The organism is Halothiobacillus sp. (assembly GCF_028710545.1).
GTDB lineage: Bacteria > Pseudomonadota > Gammaproteobacteria > Halothiobacillales > Halothiobacillaceae > Halothiobacillus.
The window spans coordinates 15,812-42,250 of sequence record NZ_JAQTTX010000018.1 but is presented as its reverse complement, the minus strand read 5'-3'; the positions used below and the strand labels follow the sequence as shown (position 1 = coordinate 42,250).

The 26,439-nt window shown below is 56.8% G+C and carries 30 protein-coding genes; 23 read left to right on the top strand and 7 right to left on the bottom strand.

All coding sequences use genetic code 11. From position 1 onward, the window contains the following. The first annotated feature begins 2 nt into the window (after window positions 1-2). Together PHD44_RS05370 and def are read left to right on the top strand one after the other, a co-directional pair. Window positions 3-527 carry an ACT domain-containing protein gene (locus PHD44_RS05370; RefSeq protein ID WP_300188909.1) on the top strand — a complete coding sequence of 175 codons (525 nt, stop codon included), beginning with the start codon at window positions 3-5 and terminating at the stop codon, window positions 525-527. A 2-nt stretch (window positions 528-529) separates the two neighbouring features. After that, window positions 530-1,030 carry a peptide deformylase gene (def, locus tag PHD44_RS05365; RefSeq protein WP_300188907.1) on the top strand — a complete coding sequence of 167 codons (501 nt, stop codon included), beginning with the start codon at window positions 530-532 and terminating at the stop codon, window positions 1,028-1,030. A gap of 9 nt (window positions 1,031-1,039) precedes the next feature. Here def and PHD44_RS05360 read toward each other — a convergent pair whose 3' ends face one another. Then, window positions 1,040-1,597, bottom strand: a complete 558-nt coding sequence (locus PHD44_RS05360; RefSeq protein WP_300188905.1) for a DsrE family protein — start codon at window positions 1,595-1,597, stop codon at window positions 1,040-1,042. 240 nt (window positions 1,598-1,837) lie between these two features. Between PHD44_RS05360 and PHD44_RS05355 the strand changes: the two genes are divergently transcribed. Beyond that, complete coding sequence (locus PHD44_RS05355; RefSeq protein WP_300188903.1) at window positions 1,838-2,698, top strand: UDP-2,3-diacylglucosamine diphosphatase; 861 nt, start codon at window positions 1,838-1,840, stop codon at window positions 2,696-2,698. A gap of 246 nt (window positions 2,699-2,944) precedes the next feature. Here PHD44_RS05355 and PHD44_RS05350 read toward each other — a convergent pair whose 3' ends face one another. Further along, window positions 2,945-3,337 (bottom strand): DUF6858 family protein, encoded by a 393-nt coding sequence (locus PHD44_RS05350; protein WP_300188901.1) that lies wholly within the window; start codon window positions 3,335-3,337, stop codon window positions 2,945-2,947. A 296-nt stretch (window positions 3,338-3,633) separates the two neighbouring features. Here PHD44_RS05350 and clpB point away from each other — a divergent pair, with 296 nt between their 5' ends. Together clpB and pyrE are read left to right on the top strand one after the other, a co-directional pair. Beyond that, complete coding sequence (gene clpB / locus PHD44_RS05345) at window positions 3,634-6,216, top strand: ATP-dependent chaperone ClpB (RefSeq protein WP_300188898.1); 2,583 nt, start codon at window positions 3,634-3,636, stop codon at window positions 6,214-6,216. Between the two features lie 145 nt (window positions 6,217-6,361). Then, complete coding sequence (gene pyrE / locus PHD44_RS05340; RefSeq protein ID WP_300188895.1) at window positions 6,362-7,009, top strand: orotate phosphoribosyltransferase; 648 nt, start codon at window positions 6,362-6,364, stop codon at window positions 7,007-7,009. A gap of 123 nt (window positions 7,010-7,132) precedes the next feature. On the opposite strand, the gene rpsT is transcribed toward pyrE, so the two are convergent. The 4 genes from rpsT to rpmB form a co-directional block, all read right to left on the bottom strand. Next, on the bottom strand, window positions 7,133-7,405 hold the full coding sequence (rpsT, locus tag PHD44_RS05335) for a 30S ribosomal protein S20 (protein ID WP_298217430.1): 273 nt from the start codon (window positions 7,403-7,405) through the stop codon (window positions 7,133-7,135). Window positions 7,406-7,491: 86 nt separating this feature from the next. Next, window positions 7,492-8,382 (bottom strand): bifunctional DNA-formamidopyrimidine glycosylase/DNA-(apurinic or apyrimidinic site) lyase, encoded by an 891-nt coding sequence (mutM, locus tag PHD44_RS05330; protein WP_300188892.1) that lies wholly within the window; start codon window positions 8,380-8,382, stop codon window positions 7,492-7,494. 123 nt (window positions 8,383-8,505) lie between these two features. After that, on the bottom strand, window positions 8,506-8,661 hold the full coding sequence (gene rpmG, locus PHD44_RS05325; RefSeq protein WP_298217434.1) for a 50S ribosomal protein L33: 156 nt from the start codon (window positions 8,659-8,661) through the stop codon (window positions 8,506-8,508). Window positions 8,662-8,713: 52 nt separating this feature from the next. Further along, window positions 8,714-8,950, bottom strand: a complete 237-nt coding sequence (gene rpmB, locus PHD44_RS05320; protein ID WP_012824875.1) for a 50S ribosomal protein L28 — start codon at window positions 8,948-8,950, stop codon at window positions 8,714-8,716. A 213-nt stretch (window positions 8,951-9,163) separates the two neighbouring features. Here rpmB and trpS point away from each other — a divergent pair, with 213 nt between their 5' ends. The 4 genes from trpS to PHD44_RS05300 are packed head-to-tail and all read left to right on the top strand — an operon-like array spanning window position 9,164 to window position 12,474. Next, window positions 9,164-10,174, top strand: coding sequence for a tryptophan--tRNA ligase (gene trpS / locus PHD44_RS05315; RefSeq protein ID WP_300188887.1), 1,011 nt, complete (start codon window positions 9,164-9,166; stop codon window positions 10,172-10,174). A 6-nt stretch (window positions 10,175-10,180) separates the two neighbouring features. Then, window positions 10,181-11,707, top strand: coding sequence for an NAD(P)H-hydrate dehydratase (locus PHD44_RS05310; protein WP_300188885.1), 1,527 nt, complete (start codon window positions 10,181-10,183; stop codon window positions 11,705-11,707). After that, a complete protein-coding gene (gene tsaE, locus PHD44_RS05305) occupies window positions 11,704-12,231 on the top strand; it encodes a tRNA (adenosine(37)-N6)-threonylcarbamoyltransferase complex ATPase subunit type 1 TsaE (RefSeq protein ID WP_300188883.1) in 528 nt (175 codons plus the stop codon). Before PHD44_RS05310 ends, tsaE begins: the two co-directional genes overlap by 4 nt. A gap of 39 nt (window positions 12,232-12,270) precedes the next feature. Continuing rightward, window positions 12,271-12,474, top strand: coding sequence for a hypothetical protein (locus PHD44_RS05300; protein WP_298217443.1), 204 nt, complete (start codon window positions 12,271-12,273; stop codon window positions 12,472-12,474). Window positions 12,475-12,504: 30 nt separating this feature from the next. Here the strand turns inward: PHD44_RS05300 and PHD44_RS05295 are convergent, their stop codons facing one another. Then, a complete protein-coding gene (locus tag PHD44_RS05295) occupies window positions 12,505-12,693 on the bottom strand; it encodes a hypothetical protein (protein WP_300188880.1) in 189 nt (62 codons plus the stop codon). A 29-nt stretch (window positions 12,694-12,722) separates the two neighbouring features. On the opposite strand from PHD44_RS05295, the gene PHD44_RS05290 reads away from it, so the two are divergent. The 14 genes from PHD44_RS05290 (at window position 12,723) to trmD (ending at window position 26,429) form a co-directional block, all read left to right on the top strand. Continuing rightward, complete coding sequence (locus PHD44_RS05290; RefSeq protein WP_300188877.1) at window positions 12,723-13,943, top strand: N-acetylmuramoyl-L-alanine amidase; 1,221 nt, start codon at window positions 12,723-12,725, stop codon at window positions 13,941-13,943. Between the two features lie 65 nt (window positions 13,944-14,008). Beyond that, window positions 14,009-14,791 (top strand): zinc-dependent peptidase, encoded by a 783-nt coding sequence (locus PHD44_RS05285; protein ID WP_300188874.1) that lies wholly within the window; start codon window positions 14,009-14,011, stop codon window positions 14,789-14,791. A gap of 191 nt (window positions 14,792-14,982) precedes the next feature. Next, the gene (gene mutL, locus PHD44_RS05280) at window positions 14,983-16,842 is read left to right on the top strand and encodes a DNA mismatch repair endonuclease MutL (protein ID WP_300188872.1); all 1,860 of its coding nucleotides are present in this window, start codon (window positions 14,983-14,985) and stop codon (window positions 16,840-16,842) included. Beyond that, entirely contained in the window at window positions 16,842-17,819 is a 978-nt protein-coding gene (gene miaA, locus PHD44_RS05275) for a tRNA (adenosine(37)-N6)-dimethylallyltransferase MiaA (RefSeq protein ID WP_300188869.1), read from the top strand. The genes mutL and miaA overlap by 1 nt, the downstream gene beginning before the upstream one ends. 204 nt (window positions 17,820-18,023) lie before the next feature. Continuing rightward, entirely contained in the window at window positions 18,024-18,302 is a 279-nt protein-coding gene (gene hfq / locus PHD44_RS05270) for an RNA chaperone Hfq (RefSeq protein ID WP_012824867.1), read from the top strand. After that, complete coding sequence (gene hflX, locus PHD44_RS05265) at window positions 18,302-19,624, top strand: ribosome rescue GTPase HflX (RefSeq protein ID WP_300188867.1); 1,323 nt, start codon at window positions 18,302-18,304, stop codon at window positions 19,622-19,624. The genes hfq and hflX overlap by 1 nt, the downstream gene beginning before the upstream one ends. 171 nt (window positions 19,625-19,795) lie before the next feature. Next, on the top strand, window positions 19,796-20,932 hold the full coding sequence (gene hflK, locus PHD44_RS05260) for an FtsH protease activity modulator HflK (protein WP_300188864.1): 1,137 nt from the start codon (window positions 19,796-19,798) through the stop codon (window positions 20,930-20,932). After that, entirely contained in the window at window positions 20,929-21,810 is an 882-nt protein-coding gene (hflC, locus tag PHD44_RS05255; protein WP_300188862.1) for a protease modulator HflC, read from the top strand. The genes hflK and hflC overlap by 4 nt, the downstream gene beginning before the upstream one ends. Window positions 21,811-21,843: 33 nt before the next feature. Beyond that, complete coding sequence (locus PHD44_RS05250; protein WP_300188859.1) at window positions 21,844-22,032, top strand: DUF2065 domain-containing protein; 189 nt, start codon at window positions 21,844-21,846, stop codon at window positions 22,030-22,032. 121 nt (window positions 22,033-22,153) lie between these two features. Then, window positions 22,154-23,353 (top strand): ATP phosphoribosyltransferase regulatory subunit, encoded by a 1,200-nt coding sequence (locus tag PHD44_RS05245; protein WP_300188857.1) that lies wholly within the window; start codon window positions 22,154-22,156, stop codon window positions 23,351-23,353. After that, entirely contained in the window at window positions 23,346-24,641 is a 1,296-nt protein-coding gene (locus PHD44_RS05240) for an adenylosuccinate synthase (protein ID WP_300188855.1), read from the top strand. Before PHD44_RS05245 ends, PHD44_RS05240 begins: the two co-directional genes overlap by 8 nt. Before the next feature lie 165 nt (window positions 24,642-24,806). Continuing rightward, window positions 24,807-25,067: a 30S ribosomal protein S16 gene (gene rpsP, locus PHD44_RS05235; RefSeq protein ID WP_300188852.1), complete on the top strand. Its 261-nt coding sequence runs from the start codon at window positions 24,807-24,809 to the stop codon at window positions 25,065-25,067. Window positions 25,068-25,074: 7 nt separating this feature from the next. Continuing rightward, window positions 25,075-25,620 (top strand): ribosome maturation factor RimM, encoded by a 546-nt coding sequence (gene rimM / locus PHD44_RS05230; protein WP_300188848.1) that lies wholly within the window; start codon window positions 25,075-25,077, stop codon window positions 25,618-25,620. Window positions 25,621-25,670: 50 nt separating this feature from the next. Next, entirely contained in the window at window positions 25,671-26,429 is a 759-nt protein-coding gene (trmD, locus tag PHD44_RS05225; protein WP_300188845.1) for a tRNA (guanosine(37)-N1)-methyltransferase TrmD, read from the top strand. Window positions 26,430-26,439: the final 10 nt, after the last annotated feature.

Genomic DNA, 26,439 nt, shown 5'->3' with positions numbered 1-26,439 from the left:
GAATGCAAGATAAATGGTTGATTTTGACACTGGTGGGCGAAGATCGCCCCGGGATCGTGGCGAATGTGACCCGTGTTCTCTTTGGGGCCGGCGCCCAACTTGGCGAAGCCTCGATGATGCGTCTGGGTAATCAGTTTGCCATCATGATGATGGTGCGCGGAGCGGGTTCGCCCGAAGACGTGATCGGTTTGCTCGAATCCGTGCGGGTTGAGTTTCACCTAAAGCTGCATGTGGACGAGACCGATGCGGCGCTGCATCAGGTGATTGAACCGGATGTTCTGGTGACCGTGCATGGGGCAGATCGTGCCGGGATCGTGGCCGAGGTGACGGCCGCATTGGCCGAAGCGGGCTTGAATATTCTTGATTTGCGCTCCGATGTGGGGGGTACGGACACAGCGCCGATCTACATCATGCAGATCGAGGGCGAAGCCCGTCAGGGCATCGAGGCGATCGAGCAGGCTGTCGCCGGGTTGGGCTTGCAGGAGCTTTCTGTGCGCGTCACACCTTTGGATACGGTTCGGGGGTAACGGTGGCGAGCCTCGAAATTCTGACTTATCCCGACGAGCGATTGAAAACGGGTTGCGAACCGGTGGAAACCTTCAACCCCGAGCTGCAATCGTTCATCGATCACCTGATCGAAACCTGCTCCGGCGGCCCGGGTGCCGTTGGCATCGCCGCGCCGCAGGTGGGGGTATTGCAACGCATTTGCATCGTCGATGCGACCCGTGCGCGCCGCCCGGTCGATAACCACGGCCATCTGGTCTTGATCAATCCGGAAATTACCGCCTGGGATGGCTTTGCCGTTGGGCGCGAGGGTTGTCTATCGGTGCCGGATTACACCGGCAAGGTCATCCGTGCCGAGAAAATCGAACTCAAGGCGCAAGATCGTAACGGTAAGCCCTGCACGTTCACCATGTCCGGCTTTGAAGCGCGCATTGCTCAGCATGAGGTCGATCATCTGGACGGGATTTTGTTTCTCGATCGATTGGTCAGCCGCCACGCCGATCTCAAACGGCGCACCCCGACCTGATTGTTCGCCTTATCTGATGTCCTGAGTATTCACCTGCTTGGCGAAAATTCGCGGCGTAATCAGGGCATAACCTTCTTGCTGTAAACCGGCCAGATCGGCAAAGGCCGAAGGTACGATTTTCACGAAGTCTTGCATGTCTTTCGGTTGGTAATCGAAATCGTGCAAGGCGAGCCCGCAGATATGAAATTGCACACCGAGCTGGTGGTAATAGTTCATTCGATCAACCGTATCCTTGTACTTCTGATAATTCTTCTTCGCCAGGGTCACGATCTCGGTGCCGTGAATCACGACAACGATGTTCATCATCTCCGGCGCTTCGTTGTACGGAGAATCCATCAGCGGCTGGATGAGTGAGCGAATCCAGTACAGGCCGGAGTTGATCTTGTCGGGGTGGTCGAAATAAAAGTCATATACGACCTTCGCGGAGGGATATTGCGGATATACGACTTGCGCGCCTGCACCTTGAGGTTCTGCCCGCGCGAGCGGCAGGGTGGTTATTGCGGATAGCAGAAAAAGTGTGGCGAACATCACAATGGCGTGACGCCAAAGACGGAGGGCGGTATTCATGGCGGATCTCCTGTTTTCTACTGATTTTTATTGGTTTATATCCCTGAATCGTTTTTGAATCCTTTGTTTTGAGTCTAGGCTCAACCAGATTGTGCGGAAATGAAATGTTTCTGCCTGATTCAAATTTTTCTGATTGCGCCACAAAATTGCGATTGCAAGAAAACTGAAACCAAAATCACATCGTTATGTCACCTGCCTGCGGCTAAATAATCGTATTTCCCAACGGTTGGGGTGATTCTCATGTCGCAGAATGCTGGCCTTCTGTCCTACCGCAGTGTTTTTATCTCGGATGTCCATCTCGGCACCAAGGATGCTCGGGCGGAATACCTGTTCGACTTCCTGTCACATATCCGTTGTGAATATCTCTTTCTGAACGGGGATATCTTCGATATCTGGAAGATGAAAACCAGCCGCTGGCAATGGCCTTTGCTCAATACCCGGTTGTTACAGCGTGTGATGGAATTGGCTGCCCAAGGCACGCAAGTGGTTTATGTGCCGGGTAATCACGACGAATTCTTCCGCGATTATCTGGGCTCCGAACTCGGTGGCGTGCAAATTCATCGCGAATATCGGCACACCCTGGCCGATGGGCGTAAGGCCTTGATTCTGCATGGAGATGAGTTTGATGGCGTGGTGCGGCATAGCCGGGTGCTCAAATGGATCGGCAATGCCGGTTACGAGTTGCTGATGGGCTTGAACCGGATCAGCACGCGTATCCGACGCTTGTTGGGTAAAGGCTATTGGTCCTTGTCTCTGGCGATCAAGAATCAGGTGCCAAATGCCCGGACCTATATCGAAAAATTCGAAACTGCGGCGATTCGCCACGCGCGCGAACAGGATGTGGACGTCGTGGTGTGCGGCCACATTCATCACGCAAACCTGCGTCAGGATGGCTCTGTCATGTATGCCAACTCAGGAGACTGGGTCGAGCATTGCACGGCTATCATCGAGCAGGAGAACGGGGCTCTGGAGCTGGTGAACTGGGCGAAAGAGAGCGCGGATCGGCTGGATGTGCGGGCGTTGATTCAATCATTGCCTGTTTCCGCCGTGGCGCGAGGAAAAGATCGGCGACCCGTAGGTTCCGGTGCTGCGCATTCCTGATGCTTCTGTTTGCGTAACGAAAAACCGGCGACATGATACCCGCCGGTTTTTTATTGGGTGTTCGGGTCTTCCGGCAAAAGACTAGTGGGATTTAGGGAAGCTCTGAATAATTCCATCCTGGAATTCTCAGAGCACACAAAGCAAAAGATGTGACTTTTGCTTTGCTTCATGTTCAATCACATACGTGATTGAACATGGCGGCACGTCCTTGTGCCGCGCGGAACCTCTGAATTATTCAGAGGTTCCTTAGCGATCACGCAGTGCCCTGACCCAAGATTCCATCGCGTTGGTTGCCACAGGCATCGGCGGTTCCATGAAGTTCACCACAAAATGATCGGCAAATTCAGTCACGCCAATGGAGCGCGGTCGTACGGCCATTACGCGCGCGCTAGGCAGTTTCACGCCAAAGCAGAAAATGATGTGCTGGGCGGCAATGATGTTCTCGGCAATTTCGCCCTCGGGTAGATTCTTGGTGTGCGCAAAATGATCGAACAAACCGATGAACGCCGCGATGGGGTGACTGTCCACATTAGCCTTCAGTCGTGAAATGATTTCACTGGCGCTGGTGGCAGTCGTCTCGCTTTTTTGGAGCGTGAGTTCATAGACCGGATATTTTTCGTCAAAGTGTGTTTGTTGCATGTTGCTCGCCTTGCTTGTTGGTGAATTTATCCTACATAAATAATGATAATAAATGCGGCGGCAAAATACCAGAGCATCCTGCTTGGTTGATCCGATGCTGTCTCTGGCTCATCTTTGCCCGGAACTACCTTGATTTATTCTCTGCCACAGTGGGCGCTGCCCGGCCACAACGCGAGCAGCCTGTCGATGGGGTGAAATGAACGCTCCTTGGAGGAAAAATGAAGCGGGTAACGCTTGAATTTGCGCAAAAAGCGGCCATATCAGCGACATTAAACATGATTTCAGAGGGTTGACGCATGCGAATGGATAAATTGACGGCAAAATTTCAAATGGCACTGGCAGACGCCCAGTCACTTGCCGTGGGACGGGATCATCAGTTCATCGAACCGGCACACCTTTTCCTGGCGATGCTCGATCAGGAGGGCGGTACGGTGCGGCACCTTCTGACGCAGTCCGACGTCAATATCGGGATGTTGCGTTCTCAACTGGGTGAGCTACTCGACCATATGCCGTCGGTATCCGGCGCTGCGGCAGGCGAGGTTCATATTTCCAATGATTTGAACCGCCTGCTCAACGTCACCGACAAGCTGGCCCAGCAACGCAAGGATCAGTTCATTTCCAGCGAGTTGTTCGTGCTGGCTGCGGCTGAAGACAAGGGTGCGCTGGGGGAATTGCTGCGCAAGGCCGGCGTCAGCAAGGGCGCTGTCGAAAAGGCGATTGATTCCCTGCGCGGTGGCGAATCCGTGAACGATGCCAATGCGGAAGAATCCCGTCAGGCGCTCGAGAAGTACAGTATCGATCTGACTGCCCGTGCGGAGGCAGGCAAGCTCGACCCGGTGATTGGCCGTGACGAGGAAATCCGCCGTGCGGTTCAGGTCTTACAACGCCGCACCAAGAACAATCCGGTGTTGATCGGTGAGCCGGGCGTAGGTAAAACCGCCATTGTCGAAGGACTGGCGCAGCGTATCGTCAACGGCGAAGTGCCGGAAAACCTCAAGAACAAGCGCGTGCTGTCGCTTGATATGGGCTCGTTGCTGGCTGGTGCCAAATTCCGCGGCGATTTCGAGGAACGGCTCAAAGGCGTGTTGAACGATGTCGCCAAGCAGGAAGGGCGCGTGATCCTGTTCATTGATGAAATTCACACCATGGTCGGCGCCGGCAAGGCCGATGGCGCGATGGATGCGGGCAACATGCTCAAACCCGCACTGGCGCGCGGCGAGCTGCACTGCATCGGCGCGACCACTCTCGATGAATATCGCCAATACATCGAGAAAGATGCGGCGCTTGAACGCCGTTTCCAGAAAGTGCTGGTCGACGAGCCGAGCGTGGAAGACACCATCGCGATCCTGCGTGGCCTCAAGGAGCGTTATGAAGTCCACCATGGTGTGGAAATCACCGATCCGGCCATTGTTGCCGCTGCTACGCTTTCTCACCGTTATATCACCGACCGCCAGTTGCCGGACAAGGCCATCGATCTGATCGACGAAGCCGCCTCGCGCCTGCGTATGGAGATCGACTCCAAGCCGGAGGAAATGGATCGACTGGAGCGGCGATTGATCCAGCTCAAGATCGAGCAGGTTGCGCTCAAGAAAGAAAAAGACGAAGCCAGCCTTAAGCGCTTGGCGGATCTGGAAGATCAGATCGAACGCCTGAGCCGCGAATACAGCGAGCTGGAAGAAATCTGGAAAGCCGAAAAGCTGATGGTCGAAGGCAGTGCGAAAGTCAAGGAACAGCTCGATCAGGCGCGGATCGATTTTGAAACCGCGCGCCGTGCCGGTGATCTGGCGCGAATGTCTGAATTGCAATATGGCCGTATTCCTGAACTGGAGCGTCAGTTGCAGCAGGCGCAATCGGCAGAAAAAAACGAGGCGGTGCCGCGGCTGTTGCGCAACAAGGTCGGTGAAGAAGAAATTGCCGAAGTCGTGGCACGTGCCACCGGGATTCCGGTTGCCAAAATGCTCGAAGGCGAGAAGGACAAACTTCTGCGCATGGAAGAGGCTTTGGGCGCGCGCGTGGTGGGGCAGGAAGAGGCCGTCAAAGCGGTGGCCGATGCGATTCGCCGTTCACGCGCGGGCTTGTCCGATCCGAATCGGCCCAATGGCTCTTTCCTCTTCCTTGGCCCGACCGGGGTGGGTAAGACCGAGCTGACCAAAGCCTTGGCGAGTTTTCTCTTCGATACCGAAGAATCCATTGTGCGGATCGACATGAGCGAGTTCATGGAGAAGCATTCCGTCGCTCGCTTGATCGGGGCGCCGCCGGGCTACGTGGGGTACGAGGAAGGTGGTTACCTCACCGAGGCCGTCCGCCGCAAACCGTACAGCGTGATCCTGCTTGATGAAGTCGAAAAGGCGCACCCGGACGTGTTCAACGTGCTGTTGCAGGTGCTGGATGATGGTCGGCTGACCGATGGTCAGGGGCGCACGGTCGATTTCCGCAACACCGTGATCGTGATGACCTCCAACTTAGGCTCGCATCTGATCCAGGAAATGGCGGGAACGAATGATTACGATGCGATGAAAACCGCTGTCTTGGAGGTTGTCGGCGGGCACTTTAGGCCCGAGTTCATCAACCGCATCGATGAAGTGGTGGTATTCCATCCGCTGGGTCGTGAACAGATTCGCCAGATCGTGGACATCCAGATCGACTTCCTGCGTAAACGACTGGCTGAGCGCGATTTGCGGCTTGAACTCACCAACCCGGCGCTTGATCTGTTGGGTGAAGCCGGTTTCGACCCGGTGTACGGCGCGCGGCCACTCAAGCGCGCCATCCAGCAGAAGCTTGAGAACGCCCTCGCGCAAGCGATTCTCAAAGGTGAATTCGTACCGGGCGATTCGATCGTGGTCGATGCGGCAGAAGGCAATCTGGTGCTGACTCGCTAAATCGTCTGCCTGAAGCGTTGCCTGAAGCGAAACCTGAAAACGCCCGTTCTATGTGACGGGCGTTTTTCTGTGCGCCATCTCCATTGCCGGGTGTATTTCTGGCAAAATCCCCGTAGATTTTTTGTTTCTACTTCAAGGATTCGCCGTGTCCGATTACCGTCAGCAATTCATTCAATTCGCGCTCGATCACGATGCGCTGAAATTTGGTCAGTTCACACTCAAATCCGGACGGGTCAGCCCGTACTTTTTCAATGCGGGCGCTTTTTCAACCGGGGCGGCCTTGGGTGCCATCGGCCAGTTTTACGCTGAAGCGATTTTGGCCTCTGGGATTGAGTTCGACGTGATCTTCGGGCCTGCTTACAAAGGCATCCCGCTGGCGGCGGCAACCAGTATCGCGCTGGCAGAAAAAACAGGTCGCGCCATTCCTTGGGTGTTCAATCGCAAGGAAGCCAAGGATCATGGCGAAGGCGGCAGCCTCGTCGGAGCGCCGCTGGCAGGTCGTGTGCTGATTATCGACGATGTGATTACCGCCGGCACGGCGATTCGAGAATCATTGGCGCTGATCAAGGCGGCGGGGGCGACAGCGGTGGCAGTGAGCGTGATGATGGACCGTCAGGAACGTGGACAAACCGCGCTTTCGGCAATTGGTGAACTCAAGCGTGATTATGCCCTTGAGGTGATTACCATCGCCTGTCTGGATGACTTGATTGCCTTTTGTGCCGATCACGCTACTTTGGCCGATGCCAGCGAAGTTATGAGTGCCTATCGAAAGGAATATGGCGCAATCAATTGAGAACCATGGGCGCGGAGCTGATGCGTTCCGCCCGTAATCGACTTGAGTTTTGAGCCCCGTGCTTAATTCGCAGGCAAATAAAAAACCCCGCACAGAGCGGGGCTTTTTTTGAGCGCTGAAAAATCAGGCAGCAGCAGACATCGACTTGATGCGTGCGACCAGTGTGGATTTACGGCGCGCGGCGGTGTTTTTCGCCAGAATGCCTTTGTTGACCATGCTGTCGATGACAGGCTGGGCACCTTGGTACGCGGTTTTGGCCTGTTCAGCATTGCCGGCAGCAATGGCTTTCAGAACTTTTTTGTATTCGGTACGAACACGGGAACGTAACGCCATGTTGCGTTGACGGGCTTGTTCCGCCTGACGAACGCGCTTCTTGGCTTGTGCGGTATTTGCCACGGATCAAACTCCTCGAGCAAGTCGGTTAATTAGTAAATCAGTTATATTTTTCAAGGCGCGTGATTCTGCCACAGACCAGATAAATGTCAAGTGCCAAGAGGTTTTGTGCCAAGAGGTTTTGTGCCGGGAGGTTTTGTGCCGGGAGGTGTTGTGGCAGGGGGCTCCGGTTGGCAAATGGGGCAGAAATAGGTGGCGCGCTGCGCCAGCACATTTTTAATGATGGGGGTGCTGCAAATCCGGCAGGGTTGATCCGCCCGATCATACACATTCAGTGTCTGCTTGAAGTAGCCCGGTTGCCCGTCTTCGCGTACAAAATCCCTGAGTGTGGTGCCACCCTGTTCAATGGCACGGGCCAGAACATTCTTGATGGCTGTAACGAGGCGCATGATCTGGTTGTGATCGAGCGTGTTGGCCGGTGTCGCCGGGTGGATGCCGGATAGAAACAGCGCTTCGTTCGCGTAGATGTTGCCCACGCCAACAACGATGGCCGCATTCATCAGGCAAGGCTTGATGGCCTGGCGGCGTGCGTGTAGTTGTTCGGATAGATAATGAGCATCGAATGCGTCGGAAAGCGGTTCTGGGCCCAGATTTTGCAACCGGATATGCGGGGCTTGTTCATGATCGGTCAGCAGGGCGCCGAATCGCCGCGGATCGTGAAAACGCAGGATCTTCCCGTTCGTGAGGCTAACTTCGAGATGATCGTGTTTCTTGCGAGGGGTGTCGGCTGTCACGATGCACAGGCTGCCGGACATGCCCAGGTGAATCAGCAGGCGTTCGTCGTTCTCAAAATGCAGTAAAAGGTATTTGGAGCGACGCGAGACGAGCGTGATCAGGCGGCCTTCCAGCCAGGAGGCGAGATCGTCGCGCACACGCCAGCGCAGTCGCGGATCGAACACAGTGGCACTCGTAATCCGCTGCTCCAGCAAATGTGGCTCGATGCCTCGGCGGGTGGTTTCGACTTCGGGTAATTCCGGCATGACGTTGTTATTTGATATTGCAAGGCAAAGAACCCGCCACAACGAGGTTGGGCGGGTTCTGATTTGCCTGTAGTATCATCGACTTGCTCAGGATGCCCCTTGGGGCCTCAAGTGCCGGGCAGATTACTTGATCTTGGCTTCTTTGTAGATCACGTGCTGACGAACAACCGGATCGTATTTCTTCAGTTCCAATTTTTCGGGCATGGTGCGCTTGTTCTTGGTCGTGGTGTAGAAGTGACCAGTGCCTGCGCTTGATACGAGTTTGATTTTATCACGCATGAGTTTTCTTCCTTTCAATCCACCGGGTTAAGGGTGGATCGGGTGTGCTTGGTTATACTTTTTCGCCGCGGGCGCGTAGATCGGCCAGAACGCTTTCGATGCCCACTTTATCAATGGTGCGGATGGCGTTGGTCGATACGCGCAGGGTCACGAAACGGCCTTCGCTTTCGACCCAGAACCGCTTGTGGTGCAGGTTGGGCAGGAAACGACGACGGGTTTTGTTGTTCGCGTGCGATACGTTGTTGCCAACGGCAGGACGTTTGCCGGTGACTTGGCAGACTCGGGCCATGGGATTCTCCTAAAAGCGAATAGGGGCGGACGCTAAATTACCGCTTAATGTGCATTGATCAATAGCATTAAAGGCGCGAGATACTAGCGGAATTCCTGATGGGTGACAAGCCTGTGTTGCGCATATTTTGTGTGTGTCTGCTAATTGCTCTGGCTGCGGATGCGGATTTGTTATGATTGGCGCCCTTTTAGATGAATTTCGATCGAGTGACCCATGACTTCTGCCGCCAAACGACCCATCGTCCTTTCCGGGATTCAACCTTCCGGCCAATTATTGATCAGTCATTATGTTGGGGCGATGCGCAACTGGGTGGCGATGCAGGATACCCATGACTCACTTTTCATGTTGGTGGATCTGCACGCCATTACCGTTCGGCAGGACCCAGCGGTCTTTCGTGCGCGCTGCTACGACTTCGTGGCGCTTTATCTGGCTTGCGGGCTCGATCCCGAGAAGAATACGATTTTCGTTCAGTCTCATGTATCTGCCCACGCGGAACTCGGTTGGCTGCTCAACTGCTACACGAATATGGGCGAGTTGGAACGGATGACCCAGTTCAAGGACAAATCCACCCGTGCGGGTGCGGTGATCAATGTGGGATTGTTCGATTATCCCGTGTTGATGGCGGCCGACATTCTGCTTTACCAAGCCACACACGTGCCCGTCGGTGCTGATCAAAAGCAACATCTGGAGCTTACCCGTGATCTGGCCATTCGCTTCAACCACATTTATGGGAATGTATTCACGGTGCCTGAACCGTTCATTCCCGAGACGGGCGCACGCATCATGTCGTTGCAGGAGCCGACCAAAAAGATGTCCAAGTCGGACCCGAGCGAACTGAGTTATGTCGGCTTGTTGGATGACCCCAAAACGATTCTGAAAAAATTCAAACGCGCGGTGACCGATTCGGACACGGACATTCGTTTTGATGTGGAAAACAAGCCCGGTGTTTCTAACCTGCTGACCTTGTTGTCGATTTTCTCCGGAGAATCCATTCCTGATCTGGAAGCCCGGTTGGCCGGGCAAGGCTACGGCACGTTGAAGGTTCAGACAGCCGAGGCGGTGATCGCCTTTCTGGAGCCGATTCAGGCTCGTTTCCATGAACTGCGTGCCGATGAAGCGGCGCTTGATCGCATCCTCGCCGATGGGGCTGCCCGTGCGCGCGCCCGAGCCGAACCGACCTTGCAGCGGGCCTTTGACGTGCACGGTTTTCTGCCGCGCCGCTGATGCTTGATGATGAAGATACAGCCGCCTTTGCCACTTTATACGTCTGAACAGATCCGCGCGCTGGAGCAGGCGGTATTTGATGGCGGCGAAACGGCTGAACAGTTGATGGCACGTGCGGGTGCGGCGTTGTTTTCGGTGTTGCAAACCAAATGGCCGGATGCCCGAACTGTCGGCGTGCTGCTGGGCTCCGGTCAAAATGCGGGCGATGGCCTGGTGCTGGCCCGGTTGGCGCGAGCTGAAGGGTTCCGCGTCTCCCTGTTTGGATGGTGTCGGCCGGAGCGGCTGCACGGTGCGGCACATCGAGCCTGGATGGCGTTGAAGACGGCGTACCCAGATGTCGTCGTGATGCAGGAGATGGGCGAGATGCCCGCTCTGGGTCATTTTGATGTGATTGTCGATGCCGGTTTTGGGATTGGTTTATCGCGGCAACGCCCGCTGAGTGCCGAGGCGGTGCATTGGATCGAGTACGTCAATCGTGCCCGTCATGGTGGCGCGGCGGTGCTGTCTGCCGATCTGCCCTCGGGCTTGATTGCCGATACTGGCGCGGGTGACCCGGTGGTTCAAGCCGATGTCACCGTTTGTTTTCTTGCGATGAAGATCGGCTTGGTGACGGGTCGTGGTCCCGCAGTGAGTGGCCACATCGTTTTGGCCGATCTGGGTATTCCGCCAAGAAAGGAAACGCCCGATGTTCATGTTGTGCTGGGCGCGGAGTCGTTGCCACCCAAGCCGCGCGATGGTCATAAAGGTCGATTCGGTACCGTGCTGGTCGTCGCGGGTAATCGCGGCATGATGGGCGCCGCGCGCATGGCGGCCGAGGCGGCGCTCCGGGTCGGGGCGGGCAAAGTGATTGTGGCGACGCACCCCGAGCACGCAGCCACATTGGCGATTGGTCGTCCTGAATTAATCGTGCATGGCCTCGTTGCGGCAACCTCGCTGGATGCGCTTCTGGCAAAAGCCGATGCCATTGTGCTTGGACCGGGGTTGGGATGCGATGACTGGGCTGCGCAGATGGCTGCTCGGGTTCTGGCTACGGATCTGCCCTTGGTAATCGATGCCGATGGATTGGGTTTTCTGCCACCAAGCGCGGTCATGAATTCATTGAGAATAATGACACCGCATCCCGCCGAAGCCGCTCGTTTGCTCGGCTGTACGGTGGCCGAGATTGAGCAGGATCGGCTGGCGGCGGCGCGAGCGCTGCGCGAACGTTTCGGTATGCTGGGTGTGCTCAAAGGTGCAGGCAGCGTGATCTTCTTGCCCGATGAACTGCGCGTGTGCGGGCGGGGCAGTCCCGCCCTGGCAACGGCGGGAAGTGGTGACGTACTCGCCGGAGTGATCGGTGGTTTGCTGGCTTTGGGAATTGTTCCGGCGCAAGCACTGCCCCGTGCCGTGTGTTGGCATGCCCTGGCGGGCGAGGTTCTGGCCGAGCAATCCGGTGCCTGGGGTGCCGTGGCGACTGATCTGTTCGAGCCGATTCGCGCCATCGCAAATGGTCGGGCCAATCTGCCTCACGCGAATGTGTCGTTATGGCCATGAGTGACATCAAGCCTGATTCGCAAAACGAGTCTGCTGCAGATTATTACGGCGTGAATCTGGACGAATCGGCCGTGACGCACCTTGCTGCGGCGTTGGCGGACACGGCGCCTTTGACGGGGCTTGTTTTCTTGCAGGGCAGTCTTGGCGCAGGCAAGACCACCTTTTCCCGCGCTTTTTTGCGGCAGATGGGCGTGACCGGCCCTGTGCGAAGCCCGACCTATACCTTGATCGAGCCCTACGATATTGCGATGGGTGATCTTCCCACGCGGCGTGTCCTGCATCTGGATCTGTATCGACTGGCTGTGCCGGAGGAGTTGGACGATCTGGGACTGCGGGATGAATTCGACCAGGCCTTGCTGTTGATCGAATGGCCGGAGCGAGGGGCGGGTGAACTGCCAGCTGCAGATCTGCTCATCCAGCTCGAACCGGTTGAGCAATTCCCCATGCGGCGAACGGTTCGATTGCATGCGAATACACCCGAAGGAATCCATTGGCTTTCTGCTTGTCGAAGTCGAATTCGGTGACACAAGGCCGGCAATGATGGGATTTCAACGGAGGTGTTTATGAACCAAGCCTTGTTGCTCTGGGGGTTGTTGTTCGGTTCGATCGGCATCGGTTTTCTGGTGTATGCCAAGCAGCAACGGGCGGTGGTTCCGCTGGTCGTGGGGCTGGCTCTATCCATCTATCCTTTCTTTGTCACCAATGTTTATGCGCTTGTTTTGATCGGCCTCGCCCTGACGGCCGTGCCTTATTTCATCCGATTGTGACGGTGAGATAAAAGAATCCGGCGATGTTCGTCAACCGTTGTCTTTTTGCAAAAGCACAATATATGGTGCTTTCTTGTTTTTCCTCCCCGACATGCTGCACTGATTTTTTCTATATTCCGCTTTAGGATGATGTTCTATCCAATTAGAAAGCTTGAATTTTTTTTCATCAGGCGCAGAATGCGCTTGAGAACTGTTGAGCGATTTGCTCAGTGAGTTCATGTGTTGAAGATGCTGATGAGGGGCAAATCATGTTTGATAATTCCTCGAATCCCTGGGATCGGCGGAAGTTTCTGGGGGCCGTATTGGGTTCCAGTTCCGCTGTCTTTGGCTTGGTCGCGCCGGACAAGGTGCTTGCCGCCCGGTTGATCAATACCGCGACAAATTATCGCCACGCGGATTACACGCGTTATGTCTTCGGTGTGAATGGGCCGCTGGACTACAAATCGTTCACGCTTGATAACCCGTCGCGTCTTGTTGTGGATTTGACGCAGACCGAGATGAATCGAGTCAATATCCCTCCCGCGCCTGCAGGCTCTGTTGTCAGCGATGTGCGCGTCGGAATTCGTGACGGGTACAATCTGCGCATCGTCTTCGATCTCAAGGCGCCGGTGAATCCCCGTCTGATTCTGCTTCCACCGGGGGATGGTCAGGGGTATCGGCTGGTGGTCGACCTGCCGCATGACAAGGCAACCACGCTCGTCGCCCGAGATGCGGCCGATCCCGACAGCAAGCCGAAAATCCAGACACAAGGCACCTTCCGTGACCTCGTGATCGCCATTGATCCGGGGCACGGCGGCAAGGATCCGGGAGCGATCGGCCATCGGGGTACCAAGGAAAAGCATATTGCGCTGGATATCGGCCGCCGCCTGCGGGATATGGTGGCCGCTACACCCGGCTTGAAGCCGGTGATGACGCGCGATTCAGATAAATTCATCCATCTGCGAGGGCGGACGGCCATTGCGCGCAATGCCAAGGCCGATCTGTTTATTTCCGTGCATTCGGATGCGTTCCGAGTCACCTCGGCGCGGGGCGCGTCGGTATTCTGTTTGAGTCAGCACGGGGCGACGTCCGAAGCGGCGCGCTGGATGGCGAATCGTGAAAACGAGGCCGACTTCGTGGGCGGGGCTTCCATTTCCGACCACGATCAGGATGTGGCTTCCGTCCTGCTGGATCTTTCGCAAACGAAGACGCTGGAGAACAGTCTCGATTTTGGCCATCGGGTATTGAGCCAGATCGGCGATATTGCCGATCTGCATTCCCGCCGTGTTCAGCAGGCCGGTTTTGTCGTGCTCAAATCGCCCGACATCCCCTCCATTCTGGTTGAAAGCGCATTCATCAGTAATCCCGAAGAGGAGAAGCGTTTGAGAACGGCCGCCTACCAAAATGAAATTGCGCGCTCCATTCTTGACGGCATCAATACCTACTATGCCGAGCGTGCGCCCGAAGGGACGCGCTACGCCATGCTTTAACCCGCCTTGGAATAGGGGGTGCAAAGATCGGGTTGTTGTTGCGTGGTTTCCTGCAGGAATTTCCCTTGTTTAATCAAAAACACCCGATCCCGACACTTATTCCGCGATGGCGCTTGCGCCGTCTGATCAAGAAGCACCCGATAGCTCACCACCTCTGGAAGTCGGTCACGCGGCGAATCCAACTGCTGGATCGTCTCGATCCGGTTGAACGTGCGCAATTACGCGCGATGGTGATCTGGTTTCTCGCGCACAAAACCATTTGGGGTGCGGATGGGTTGACTGTCACCGCACAGATGAAGCTCGTTGTTGCCACGCTTGCTTGTCTGCCCGTGCTCAAACTGGGGTTTTCTTATCTCGACGGTTGGTCCGAGGTGATTCTCTATCCCGGCGCGTTTCGAGTGAGCCATGCCCGAAGCGATGAGTTCGGCCTGGTGCATGATCAAGCCGATGCCCTGAGCGGAGAATCCTGGTTGCACGGCCCGCTCGTCCTGTCCTGGGAAGACGTGCGGCAAAATGCCTTTCGGCCTCAATCGGGCCGCAATGTGGTCATCCACGAAATCGCGCATAAACTGGACGGACTGAACGGGGCGATGAACGGTATGCCGCCGCTGCATCGCACGATGATCCGAGAAAACTGGACGCAAAGTTTTACGGCGGCTTTCCAGCATTTGCAGCAGCAGTTGGCTGCCGGGCAACAGCCGGACATAAATCCCTATGCGGCAACCGATCCTGCCGAATTCTTCGCGGTCGTCAGTGAGTATTTTTTTACCGCGCCTCAAGTGCTTGTGCGCCACCATCCTGAGCTGTATCGCCAATTGGCCGGATTCTATCGTCAGCAAACGAAATAATTCGTGTTTTTTTAAAACCTCACAATGAATTCCCGCATCATGATCGGTTTGCAGCCTTGCATGCGCGGCCCCTTAATCCATGTGGTGCCCTCGTATTCTTTGTGAAGGCGGTTTGCGGATGTGTAACCCGCTGCAACCGATGGGCTAGAATGCGACGCCATCGATCCGAAAAACCCAAGTAAACTTTCCTCATGCCTCATATCGCTCAACTACCGCCGGAATTGGTCAACCAGATTGCTGCTGGTGAAGTGGTCGAACGCCCGGCTTCCGTGGTCAAGGAGCTGGTTGAGAACGCCATTGATGCGGGTGCCCGGCGAATCGACGTTCGTATCGAAGAAGCCGGTTCTCGCCTGATCGAGGTGCGCGATGATGGTTGCGGCATGTCCGTGGAAGACCTTCCGCTTGCCTTCGCCGCCCACGCCACCAGTAAAATCCGCTCGCTCGATGAACTCGAATCGGTGGCGACCATGGGCTTTCGGGGAGAAGCATTGGCGAGTATTGCCTCGATCGCGCAAGTCAGCATGTCTTCCCGTCGCGAGCGCGATGCACATGGATGGATTCTAAGCCCCAACGAATCGCTGGAATGTCGCCCGACCGCGCATCCGGTCGGAACCACGGTCACGGTGGTCGATCTGTTCTACAACACACCCGCCCGTCGCAAATTCCTGCGCACCGAGCGTACCGAATTTTCCCAGATCGACCAGCTCATGCGTCGATTCGCGCTGGCCCATCCCGGGATCGGCTTTTCACTGACGCATCAGGGGCGGCTCGTATTCGAACTCACTCCACTTGCTCATGCACAGTTGGCCGAGCAGATGCCCTCACGTATCGAGGCATTGCTCGGCGCGGAGTTTCTCAACCGAGCCCGACGGATCGATTCTGCGGCATCGGGCTTGAGTCTGAGCGGCTGGGTGGCCGACCCGGCTTATGCCCGCTCGACAACCGATCAGCAGTTGTTTTTTGTCAATGGTCGTATCGTCCGCGATCGGCTGATCGGCTTCGCCATCCGACGCGCATACGCCGACGTGCTCCACCACGCCCGTCAGCCGGCCTATGTGCTGGCGCTCGATCTCGACCCGCGTGCGGTTGATGTCAATGTGCATCCCACCAAGGCAGAAGTTCGTTTCCGTGATGCACGTGCCGTGCAGGATTTTATTTTCCGCGAAATCCATCGGGCGCTGGCCCAGGGTGCTGCTGTGCCAGTTTCGCCGGAACCGGTCGATGAGCAGTCTTCGGCCGGTACGGTCTCGTTTGGCGGGCAGATGGAGCCACAGAGGCGAACGAGCGGCTGGCAGGGTTCGTCCGCGCGGTCCATGCCTGCCTCAGCTTCTTCTGCTCAGGGGTATTTGAACCTGCTTGCCGCGAGTGCCGCACCGTCGACTTTCCCATTCGATCAAGCCGTCGCGCCTGAGATTCGTGAGGCATCACCATCGGATCGGCCGGAACAGGAAGTCCCACCTTTGGGTTACGCGCTGGCGCATCTGCATGGCGTATACATCCTGGCGCAGAACGCGCAGGGGTTGGTGATCGTCGATGCCCATGCTGCCGCCGAGCGCATCACCTACGAGCGGTTGAAAAAGGCCTACGCCGCACAAGAATTGACCATCCAGCCATTATTGCTGCCGGTGACATTCGCCGTGACGGAATCCGAGGCGGATCAATATGAAGCGCAAGCTGAAGCCTTCGCCCGTTTAGGCGTAGTGCTGGCGCGTGTGGCGCCGACCCGGGTGCGCGTAACCGCCCTGGCTGCCTTGTTGCGTCATGCCGATGCCGAAGCGCTTGCCCGTGCGCTGTTGTCCGCGTTGAGCGAAGAAGAACCGGACTGGGGGCAACCTCAAGCCGTGTTGACCGAGCCGATCAATGCCGTGCTCTCCCGCATGGCCTGCCACGGCTCGGTGCGCGCCAATCGCATCCTGACCCGCCCGGAAATGGATGCCTTGCTGCGCGACATGGAGCGTACCGAGCGGGCCGACCAGTGCAATCACGGGCGGCCGACCTGGCGACAACTTTCCATGACCGATCTCGATCGACTGTTCATGCGGGGGCAGTAATGCAGGTAACGTCCACCCCACACGATGCGGAGCCGGGGCAAAAACCGGTTCTCGCCCTCTTGGGCCCAACGGCCTCGGGGAAAACGGCCGTGGCGCTCGAATTGGCGGCGCGATTCCCTGTGCAGATAATCAGCGTTGATTCGGTGATGATCTACCGCGACATGAATATTGGTTCGGCCAAGCCGGAAGCAGAGGTGCTGGCGCAGTTTCCGCATGAACTGGTGGATATTTGTGATCCTGCTGAGACCTATTCGGTCAGTGCGTTTTGTCGTGATGCCTTGGCGGCGATCGAGCGGGCCGAAGCGGCTGGCAAGCTGCCTTTGCTGGTGGGTGGCACCATGATGTATTTTCAGGCGTTGCTCGATGGCATTTCCCGATTGCCGTCGACCGATCCCGCCGTGCGCGCCGAAGTTCAGGCCGAGGCGGCGCGTTTGGGCTGGCCCGCGCTGCACGCGCAACTCCAGTCGTTTGATCCACAGGTTGCGGCGCGGGTTCATCCGAACGACCCGCAACGGATCGGTCGCGCCATTGAAGTATTCCGCTCGACCGGTCGTTCCTTGAGTCAGTGGCAGCACGAGCATCCGCCGGTATCGCCGCTCGTAGGTCGGGCCGTGCATCGTTTCGGATTGTGGCCCGCCTCCCGTGCCCATGCGCGCGAGGCGATGGCAGATCGGTTCGATGAGATGCTTAACGCTGGCCTGGTGGATGAAGTGGCGGCCTTGCGCGCGCGCGGTGACTTGCATCCCGGAATGCCCTCGATCCGCGCGGTTGGTTATCGCCAAGTCTGGGATTATCTCGACGGCACGGTGGATTACGATGAGATGCGCCAAAGTGCGATTACGGCCACCCGACAACTGGCCAAGCGTCAGGTCACCTGGATGCGTGGCCAGACGCTAACGCAGTTCTACCCGACGGAAGAACGGGGTGCGCTCATGTCGGCACTCGGAGAAATCATCTCCAACGGGGAACTTGGTTGAGCGGTGTGAATCTGAGGCAGGCACTTGGATCCACGTGTTGATATCTTGTGAAAAGGAAATCGCGCCGACGTGTTACGCTCTTACTGTAAGAATCAAGATGCGTCGAGCGATGATTGCCTGCCGATTCGGGTGATCATCCAGTGAATGAACACCATCCCGCGCGTCTTGCATCGGAAGCTGCCAATTACAATTGAGGAAAATAAAATGGCAAAAGCCCAGTCACTCCAAGAACCCTATCTGAACGCGCTGCGCCGCGAGCATGTGCCTGTGTCCATATACCTTCGCAACGGCATCAAGCTCCAGGGGCAAATCGACTCGTTCGATAACTTTGTCGTTCTGCTAAAGAACAATGTGAGCCAGTTGGTCTACAAGCACGCGATCAGCACCATTGTGCCGACGCGTGAAATCCATATCGACTTCGACGATGAGTTCGGCGGCAAGCCGGCCTCAAAAGAAGAGCCTGCAGGAGACGAAGCACCTTAATGCAATTCTTTGAACGGCATGAGGGCGGCGAACGCGCCGTCCTGCTTCACGTTGTCTCCCGTCAGCAGAGCCGCGCGGAAGACCTCGATGAGTTTCGTGAACTCGTGGATTCGGCCGGCGCCGAAATTCTCGGAGAATGTCTGGCCAGTCGCGAAGCCCCCGACCCGCGGTTATACATCGGCAAAGGCAAGGCCGAAGAACTGGCCGATCTGGTTAAAAATACCGAAGCCGATCTTGTGGTGGTCAATGCCCAGCTGTCGCCGTCGCAGGAGCGCAATCTGGAAGCGGTGCTGCAATGCCGCGTTCTTGACCGCACCGGGCTGATTCTGGATATTTTCTCTCAGCGCGCTCGCTCGCACGAAGGCAAGTTGCAAGTCGAACTGGCGCAACTCAAGCATCTTTCCACCCGCCTCGTGCGGGGCTGGACGCACCTTGAGCGCCAGCGCGGCGGCTCGATCGGTCTGCGTGGGCCGGGTGAAACCCAGCTTGAAATGGACCGACGCCTGATCCACGACCGCATCAAGCAGTTGCAGGAGCGTATCGCCAAAGTGCGACGCCAGCGACAGGAAGGCCGTAAAACGCGGCAGAAATCCGAGGTGCCGCTGGTGTCGCTGGTCGGTTATACCAATGCCGGTAAGTCCACGCTGTTCAATGCGCTGACCGAGGCGGGTACATTCGCCGCCAATCAGCTCTTCGCCACGCTCGATACCACCTTGCGACGGCTGGAATTCGCGCCAGGCGAGCCGATGGTTCTGGCCGATACTGTGGGATTTATTCGACATTTGCCGCATGAACTGGTCACCGCGTTTCGCTCCACGCTGGAGGAAACGCTCGAGGCCGATCTGCTGATTCATGTGGTCGACGCGGCCAGCCCCGAGCGGGATCGTCAAATGACGGATGTCGAGGTCGTGCTCAAGGAGATCGGTGCCGATACATTGCCGCGGCTTACTGTAATGAACAAGATCGATCAACTCGAAGATCGAGCGCCTGAGATCAGCCACAATGAAGCAGGTGAAATCGATCGGGTCTGGATGTCGGCGCAATCCGGTTTGGGCATGGATTTATTGCGACAAGCGCTGGGCGAACGCCTGCGCCCGACGCGGACTACTATCAACCTGTTTCTCCCCGCAAGCCTCGGTGGTTTGCGCGCCCGCTGGCTGAACGAGGGCGCCATCGTCGCCGAGAAATGGCAGGACGACGAGATGCATGACGAGTTTGTGCAACCCGGTTGGCAATTGACGCTCTCGCTCACACAAGCCCGCTGGGCTCAGTGGCGAAAGCATCATCCCGAACTTGAGGCTTGCTTGGCGGCGCCAGCCTAGTTGCGCGGTGTTTAGTGTCTCGCGTCTGGTCGTTTCGACGGCGAATTTGGTCGTTTGACTTGCGACTTATGGATGCCATCACTAAACTTATGCGTCATTTTGAATTCTAGTTTTGTTCGATTTTTTATATGGCGCACAACGGTCGTGCCGAATTTTCCGGAGTAAGTACCTATGGCTTGGAATGAACCTGGCGGCAGCGGCAAGGATAATGATCCTTGGTCCAATCCGCGCCGCAGCGGCAAACCGCCCAATATCGACGAAGCAATCGAACGCCTGCAGAAAAAATTCGGCGGTGCGATGGGTGGTGCCGGCGGCGGCAAGGGTATCGCAGTTGTCGCGGTACTACTGATCGTCGTCTGGCTGCTTTCCGGGATCTACATCATTGATGCCGGACAGCGTGGTGTAGAGCTTCAATTCGGTAAATACACCGATACCACCCGCGCGGGGCCGCACTGGCATCTGCCGTATCCCATCGGTACGGTGGTCAAGGTCAATGTCGATGAATTACGCGACAAGCAGCTCAAGATGACGTCACTGACTAACGATGAGAATATCGTCGAAGTCAGAATCGGCAGCCAGTTTCTGGTCACCGACCCGGTGAAGTACCTGTTCAACGTGCGTGACCCAGACAGTACGCTCTCCGATGTCATGCAAAGTGCGATTCGTGAAGTCATCGGCTCCAAGAAAATGGATAACGTGCTGACCGAGGGCCGTGCCGAAATTGTCAGTCTGGTGCGTGATCGCATGCAGAGTCTGCTCGATGGCTATGATACCGGCCTGAAAGTTCAGTCCGTCAACTTGCAGGACATCCAGCCGCCGGAGGCCGTTCAACCCGCCTTCGAAGACGCCATTCGTGCGCGTGAAGATGAGCAGCGCTACATCAGTGAAGCATCTGCCTACGCTAACAAGGTCGTGCCGCGTGCACGTGGTAATGCCGCGCAGATCATTGAGCAGGCCAAGGGTTACGAATCCAAGGTGACGAATGAAGCGCTGGGTGATGCCTCCCGTTTCGAACAACTGCTCAAGTCCTACAAGCTGGCACCGGATATTGCGCGCGAACGCATGTATCTGGATGCCGTTTCAGGCGTGCTGTCCAAGAACAAGAGCATCGTGGTCGATTCCGGCTCGGGCAACAACGTGTTCTATTTGCCGTTAGGCTCAAATGATGCACGTGCGCCGACAGGCAAGCCTGTCGATTTCGACAGCCTGCCGCTGCCGAGTCTGCCCAGTCAGGCGGATAACGGTAATTCAAGAGGGAGCATTTCCAGCGACAACCGAGGTGATCTGCGTTCGAGGAGTGCGCCATGAACATAATTAACCGTGTCGTTCTGCCGATCGTGGTGATCGGTGTGTTCTTATTCGCTACAGCCACGTTCGAGGTCAAGCAGTATCAGTCGGCGCTGGAGTTCCGTCTGGGTGAAATTGTTCAGGACAAATTCGACCCAGGTCTGCACTTCAAGCTGCCGTTCATCAATACCGTCAAGCTGTTCGACCGCCGTGTGCTCACGATGACCTCGCAGCCGGAACGGTTTTTGACCAGCGAAAAGAAAAACCTGATCATCGACTACTACATCAAGTGGCAAATCGTGAACGCAGCAGATTTCTATCGCTCGACCCGTGGCGACGAGCGAATCGCCATGAACCGGATGGATCAGATCGTCCGTGATGCCATGAAAAGCCAGATCTCCAGTCTCACGGTTAACGAAGTGGTCTCCGGTGATCGTGATCTGTTCATGAAGACCGTGATCGATACGACCAACCGCGATATCGGTGGCCTGGGCGTAAAAATCAGCGATGTCCGGATCATGCAGATCGAATTGCCCAAAGAGGTGCGCCAATCTGTTTATGCCCGGATGGAGAAAGAGCGTTCTGCCGTCGCCCAGTCCATCCGCTCACGTGGTGAGGAGCAGGCCAAGAAGATTACTTCGGCGGCAGATCGTGAACGTGTGGTCATCATCGCCGAGGCGGAACGTCAGGCCGCTGAAATCCGGGGTGCCGGTGATGCGGCCGCAGCTGCGACTTATGCCAAGGCTTACGGCGAAGATCCGAAGTTCTTTGAATTCGATCGTAGCCTGCAAGCCTATAAAAAGGCTTTCGATCAAGGCGGCGGTACCTTCGTGCTGAATCCCGCGAGCCCGTTCTTCAAGTATTTCCGTGATTCGCAAGAGCCAAGCGTAAAAAACTGAGGAATGCCGGGCGGGATCAGAGGGGCGATTGTTGTGGATGACCGGTGGTTGCAGGTACTTGGATTGGTGTTGATCATCGAAGCGCTGCTGCCATTCGTCAGTCCGCGAGGTTATCGACAGGCCGTGCAGCAAATCGCCAATACCCCGGACAGGGCATTGCGCGCTATCGCGTTCGTGGTGTTGGTGGTGGGTGCGGTATTGGTGATGTTGTCGCGCCATTGATTCAAGCTCATGATTTCAAACTGGGTGAGTGGTTTGCTCGCCTGGTTTTTTTTGTGCCTGAGCATTGGGGGTATAACATGCCCATTCTGTTTCAGGGTGAACCCGAGTTTTAGGAAGTTGTATGTCACATAAACTCTCCCGCTGGGCCTTACCCGCGGGTATTGATGAGTTGCTGCCAGACCAGGCGCGCCGGGTAGAACAGCTGCGCACGGCCTTGCTGCACCAGTTTCATGTGGCGGGGTACGATCTCGTGATTCCCCCGTTGGTTGAATTTGTGGATTCACTACTCGTGGGTTCGGGCCGGGATCTTGTGCTGGATACCTTGCAGATGACTGACGGCCTGACCGGTCGTCAGCTCGGTCTTCGCGCCGACATGACACCGCAGATTGCCCGGATCGACGCGCATAGTATGAAGCCCGAAGCAGAACGTCGACTCTGCTACCTCGGGACCGTGGTTCGTGCGCGGCCGGATGGGTTGGGAGGCAGTCGCACCCCCATGCAGGTCGGTGCGGAATTGTACGGTGTGGCAGGCGTCGAGGGCGATCTTGAGATCATCAGCCTGATGTTGAGGCAGTTGGAACAAGCGGGCGTGGAGCGGATCGTTCTCGATCTCGGTCATGTGGATGTATTCGGTGCGTTGGCGGTGGCGGCAGGCCTCGATGATGAAGATGAAGAGGTCGCACGTGATGCCTTGCAGCGCAAATCCACGGCAGATATCCAGTCCCTGCTGGCGGCCCGGCAGATTTCCCCGTCGGTTGGCCATGCTCTGACCATGTTGACCCAGCTCAACGGAGCGTGGTCAAAAGTATTGTCTGAAGCAAAAGTGGTGCTGGCCGATGTGATGACATCGGACGTGCAGCGTGCGCTCGACCGCCTGGCGATTATTGGCTCCAGCATTGAGCGGAACTTCCCCGGGGTGGATGTGTTGATCGACCTGTCCGAGCTTCACGGTTATCACTACCAGACCGGGCTTGTGTTCGCAGCCTATGCGCCCGGTGTGGGCCGAGAGATTGCCCGCGGCGGACGATATGACGATGTCGGTAAAGCGTTCGGTCGTGCCCGTCCTGCCACCGGATTCTCCACGGACCTGCGTGAGTTGCTGCGCTTCTTCCATGGTGAAGAGACGATTGACGCCACGATTTATGCGCCCGCCGATTATGCCGATGCCGCTCTGATTGCCGCCGTCGAGCGCTTACGGGCGACCGGGCGCCGTGTCGTGATGACTGCGCAGCCGGCACCACCCGGTGCGCCACAACTGATTCGGCAGGGTGATGGCACAAACGATTTATGGCATTTAATGGGTGATACCAATCATGGGTAAAAGTGTTGTTGTACTCGGCTCCCAGTGGGGTGATGAGGGCAAGGGGAAAATCGTTGATCTGCTCACGGAGCGGGCGCAGGCGGTAGTGCGCTTTCAGGGCGGCCACAATGCTGGGCACACACTGGTTATCGGCGGGAAGAAAACGGTTTTGCATCTGATTCCATCAGGCGTACTGCGCGAGAACGTGCAATGCCTGATCGGTAATGGTGTGGTGCTCTCGCCCGAAGCCCTGATCAAGGAAATGTCCGAGCTTGAATCGCAGGGTGTGCCTGCCCGTGAGCGCTTGACGCTTTCCGAGGCCTGTCCGCTGATCCTGCCGTATCACGTTGCCCTTGATCAGGCCCGTGAGCAGGCCCGAGGTGCGGCCAAGATCGGTACAACGGGGCGGGGCATTGGCCCCGCCTATGAAGATAAGGTCGCCCGGCGCGCTATCCGACTGGAAGACATCTTCCATCGGGAGCGGTTGGCCGCGAAACTGGGCGAAGTGCTGGATTTCCAAAATTTTGTTCTGCGCAATTATTTCCATACGTCCACGATCGATTTTCAGGCGGTGCTGGATCAGGTTCTGGCTCAGGCCGAAATTCTTGCGCCGATGGTGGGTGATGTGCCCGGCCGGCTGATGGATTTGCGTCGACAAGGGGCAAACCTCATGTTCGAAGGCGCGCAGGGAACCTTGCTGGATATCGATCACGGCACGTACCCCTATGTGACTTCATCAAATACCACGGCCGGAGGTGCCAGTACCGGCACGGGCGTGGGCCCTTTGGAACTCGACTATGTGCTTGGGATCACCAAGGCGTACACCACACGCGTGGGTGGCGGTCCGTTCCCGACGGAACTGGATGATGAAATCGGTACCCATCTCGCCGTCAAGGGGCACGAGGTCGGCGCCACCACGGGGCGTGCCCGGCGTTGCGGTTGGTTCGATGCGGTTGCCCTGCGGCGTGCGGTCGAAATCAGCAGTATTTCTGGTCTGTGCCTGACCAAACTGGATGTGCTGGATGGTATCGAGCGTATCCGGGTCTGTGTGGGTTATGAGATCGACGGGCAGCCGGTCAAGACCGCGCCGTTGAGTGCGGAAACCTACGCTCGCTGCGTGCCGGTATATGAAGAAATCTCCGGTTGGTCGGGTTCAACCGTTGGTATCCGCCAGCTGGAAGACCTGCCCGTCGAGGCGCGTCGCTACATTCAGCGTATCGAGGAATTGGTCGGTGTGCCGGTGGATATCATTTCAACCGGGCCGGATCGGGATGAAACCATCGTTCTGCGCGACCCGTATACAATCTGATTGTTGAACTATTTGCAGGATGGGGACACCATCTGGAAAACGTTTTTACAAGTAAGGCTTTATTTTTCTGAAAACTTGCGTAAAATCACGCGCCTTGAATTTTGAAAGGCGTGGCGCGCTCGTTGCTGCTCCGCCTTCTTTTATATACACAGGATAAATTGACCCATGGTATCGATCCGTTTAGCTCGCACCGGCGCCAAAAAGCGTCCGTTTTACCATCTGGTAGTGACCGACAGCCGCAACGCCCGTGACAGCGGTGCGTACATTGAGCGTGTTGGTTTCTTCAACCCCGTTGCGCGTGGTGCCGAAGTTCGCCTGCAAATCAATGTTGAGCGTATTCAGCATTGGGTTGGACAAGGCGCTCAGCCCAGCGACCGTGTAGCGGCCCTGCTCCGTGAGAGCAGCAAGCAAGCCGCAGCTGCTTAATCGCACCGTGTTAAAACCGCCTAGTCCCGCCGAATCGGTGGTGATCGGCGTAGTGGGGCGTGTATTCGGGGTTAAAGGCTGGTGCTGGATAACCGCTTATACGCGTCCTGTCGATGGTATTACACAGTACCGTCAGTGGTTTATCCGGCCTCCCGTCGATGGCGGCGGGGTCGGGAAAGATGGGACGTGGTATCGGGTCACCAAATTTGCGGCTCAGAGCCAGGGTATCGTCGCCAAGCTGGAAGGCGTGGATGATCGAAGCCAGGCCGAGGCGCTGACCGGGGCCGAGATTCATGTGCCGATTGACGCGTTGCCCAAGGCGGCTGAAGGCGAATATTATTGGCGCGACCTCACCGGGTGTCGCGTGGAACATGTATCCGGCCAGCATTTCGGTGTGGTGCAGGAATTGCTCGAAACCGGCGCTAACGATGTCCTCGTCGTGGGCGGCGAGGGTCAGCGAGAACGACTTATCCCGTTCATTCCGGATGACGTGCTGGTTTCGATCGATCTCGATCAGCGTCTGATCGTGGTGGATTGGGACCCTGATTTTTAATCAGCGCCGGCTCGTGTAAGCCGGTGACGGTTTCGTCAAGCGGAGACCGCATGAATATTGCCGTGGTAACGCTGTTTCCTGAGCTGGTTGCGGCGGTTGGTGCGAGCGGCATGCCGCGGGTGGCGGTTGAGTCGGGTGCTTTGGCGCTGACGATGATTTCACCGCGCGACTTTGCCACCAACCGTCACCGGACCGTGGATGATCGCCCGTTCGGTGGTGGTCCGGGGATGTTGCTGATGGCCCAGACGCTGGCCGAAGCCATCGAGTCGGCCAGGCAGTCGCTCCCTGGTGAAAACTCAGGGGCAAGGGTTGTCTACCTGTCGCCGCAAGGTCAACGCCTGGATCGGGATAAGGTCGAGACACTTTCGGCCTTGTCGGATCTGATTCTCGTCTGTGGTCGGTACGAAGGTATTGATCAGCGGATTCTGGAATCGATGGTCGATGAGCAGATATCGATCGGTGATTATGTGCTTTCCGGTGGAGAGCTGGGCGCCATGGTGATCATCGATGCCATTGCCCGGCGGCTGCCGGGGGTGTTAGGTGATGCACAGTCCGTCGTGCAGGATTCGTTTGAAACGAATCTGCTTGATCATCCGCACTACACCCGCCCCGAGGTGTGGCGTGGTTTGGGGATTCCCGCGGTGCTGCGTTCGGGAAATCATGCGGCCATTGAACAGTGGCGAGCGCAGCAACGAATATCAGGTACGGCGCGGGCACGGCCGGATCTTTTTTATGAGTACGGGGTCGATGAGCGATCCCGGGCATTATTAACGTCGGCATGGCAGCATGCCGACGAAACGAACGACTAGTTAGGTAGGT

Excerpts from the sequence above, each read along its gene's own strand:
- tsaE (WP_300188883.1), top strand. The coding sequence starts at position 11,704 with ATGAGTGACATCAAGCCTGATTCGCAAAACGAGTCTGCTGCAGATTAT.
- PHD44_RS05350 (WP_300188901.1), bottom strand. The coding sequence starts at position 3,337 with ATGCAACAAACACACTTTGACGAAAAATATCCGGTCTATGAACTCACG.
- hflK (WP_300188864.1), top strand. The coding sequence starts at position 19,796 with ATGGCTTGGAATGAACCTGGCGGCAGCGGCAAGGATAATGATCCTTGG.
- trmD (WP_300188845.1), top strand. The coding sequence starts at position 25,671 with ATGAATATTGCCGTGGTAACGCTGTTTCCTGAGCTGGTTGCGGCGGTT.
- PHD44_RS05240 (WP_300188855.1), top strand. The coding sequence starts at position 23,346 with ATGGGTAAAAGTGTTGTTGTACTCGGCTCCCAGTGGGGTGATGAGGGC.
- miaA (WP_300188869.1), top strand. The coding sequence starts at position 16,842 with ATGCAGGTAACGTCCACCCCACACGATGCGGAGCCGGGGCAAAAACCG.
- PHD44_RS05290 (WP_300188877.1), top strand. The coding sequence starts at position 12,723 with ATGTTTGATAATTCCTCGAATCCCTGGGATCGGCGGAAGTTTCTGGGG.
- PHD44_RS05245 (WP_300188857.1), top strand. The coding sequence starts at position 22,154 with ATGTCACATAAACTCTCCCGCTGGGCCTTACCCGCGGGTATTGATGAG.
- PHD44_RS05360 (WP_300188905.1), bottom strand. The coding sequence starts at position 1,597 with ATGAATACCGCCCTCCGTCTTTGGCGTCACGCCATTGTGATGTTCGCC.
- trpS (WP_300188887.1), top strand. The coding sequence starts at position 9,164 with ATGACTTCTGCCGCCAAACGACCCATCGTCCTTTCCGGGATTCAACCT.
- hflX (WP_300188867.1), top strand. The coding sequence starts at position 18,302 with ATGCAATTCTTTGAACGGCATGAGGGCGGCGAACGCGCCGTCCTGCTT.
- PHD44_RS05300 (WP_298217443.1), top strand. The coding sequence starts at position 12,271 with ATGAACCAAGCCTTGTTGCTCTGGGGGTTGTTGTTCGGTTCGATCGGC.
- mutM (WP_300188892.1), bottom strand. The coding sequence starts at position 8,382 with ATGCCGGAATTACCCGAAGTCGAAACCACCCGCCGAGGCATCGAGCCA.
- rpmG (WP_298217434.1), bottom strand. The coding sequence starts at position 8,661 with ATGCGTGATAAAATCAAACTCGTATCAAGCGCAGGCACTGGTCACTTC.
- hflC (WP_300188862.1), top strand. The coding sequence starts at position 20,929 with ATGAACATAATTAACCGTGTCGTTCTGCCGATCGTGGTGATCGGTGTG.
- rpsP (WP_300188852.1), top strand. The coding sequence starts at position 24,807 with ATGGTATCGATCCGTTTAGCTCGCACCGGCGCCAAAAAGCGTCCGTTT.
- clpB (WP_300188898.1), top strand. The coding sequence starts at position 3,634 with ATGCGAATGGATAAATTGACGGCAAAATTTCAAATGGCACTGGCAGAC.
- PHD44_RS05310 (WP_300188885.1), top strand. The coding sequence starts at position 10,181 with ATGATGAAGATACAGCCGCCTTTGCCACTTTATACGTCTGAACAGATC.
- mutL (WP_300188872.1), top strand. The coding sequence starts at position 14,983 with ATGCCTCATATCGCTCAACTACCGCCGGAATTGGTCAACCAGATTGCT.
- PHD44_RS05355 (WP_300188903.1), top strand. The coding sequence starts at position 1,838 with ATGTCGCAGAATGCTGGCCTTCTGTCCTACCGCAGTGTTTTTATCTCG.
- rpmB (WP_012824875.1), bottom strand. The coding sequence starts at position 8,950 with ATGGCCCGAGTCTGCCAAGTCACCGGCAAACGTCCTGCCGTTGGCAAC.
- hfq (WP_012824867.1), top strand. The coding sequence starts at position 18,024 with ATGGCAAAAGCCCAGTCACTCCAAGAACCCTATCTGAACGCGCTGCGC.
- PHD44_RS05370 (WP_300188909.1), top strand. The coding sequence starts at position 3 with ATGCAAGATAAATGGTTGATTTTGACACTGGTGGGCGAAGATCGCCCC.
- PHD44_RS05295 (WP_300188880.1), bottom strand. The coding sequence starts at position 12,693 with ATGAACTCACTGAGCAAATCGCTCAACAGTTCTCAAGCGCATTCTGCG.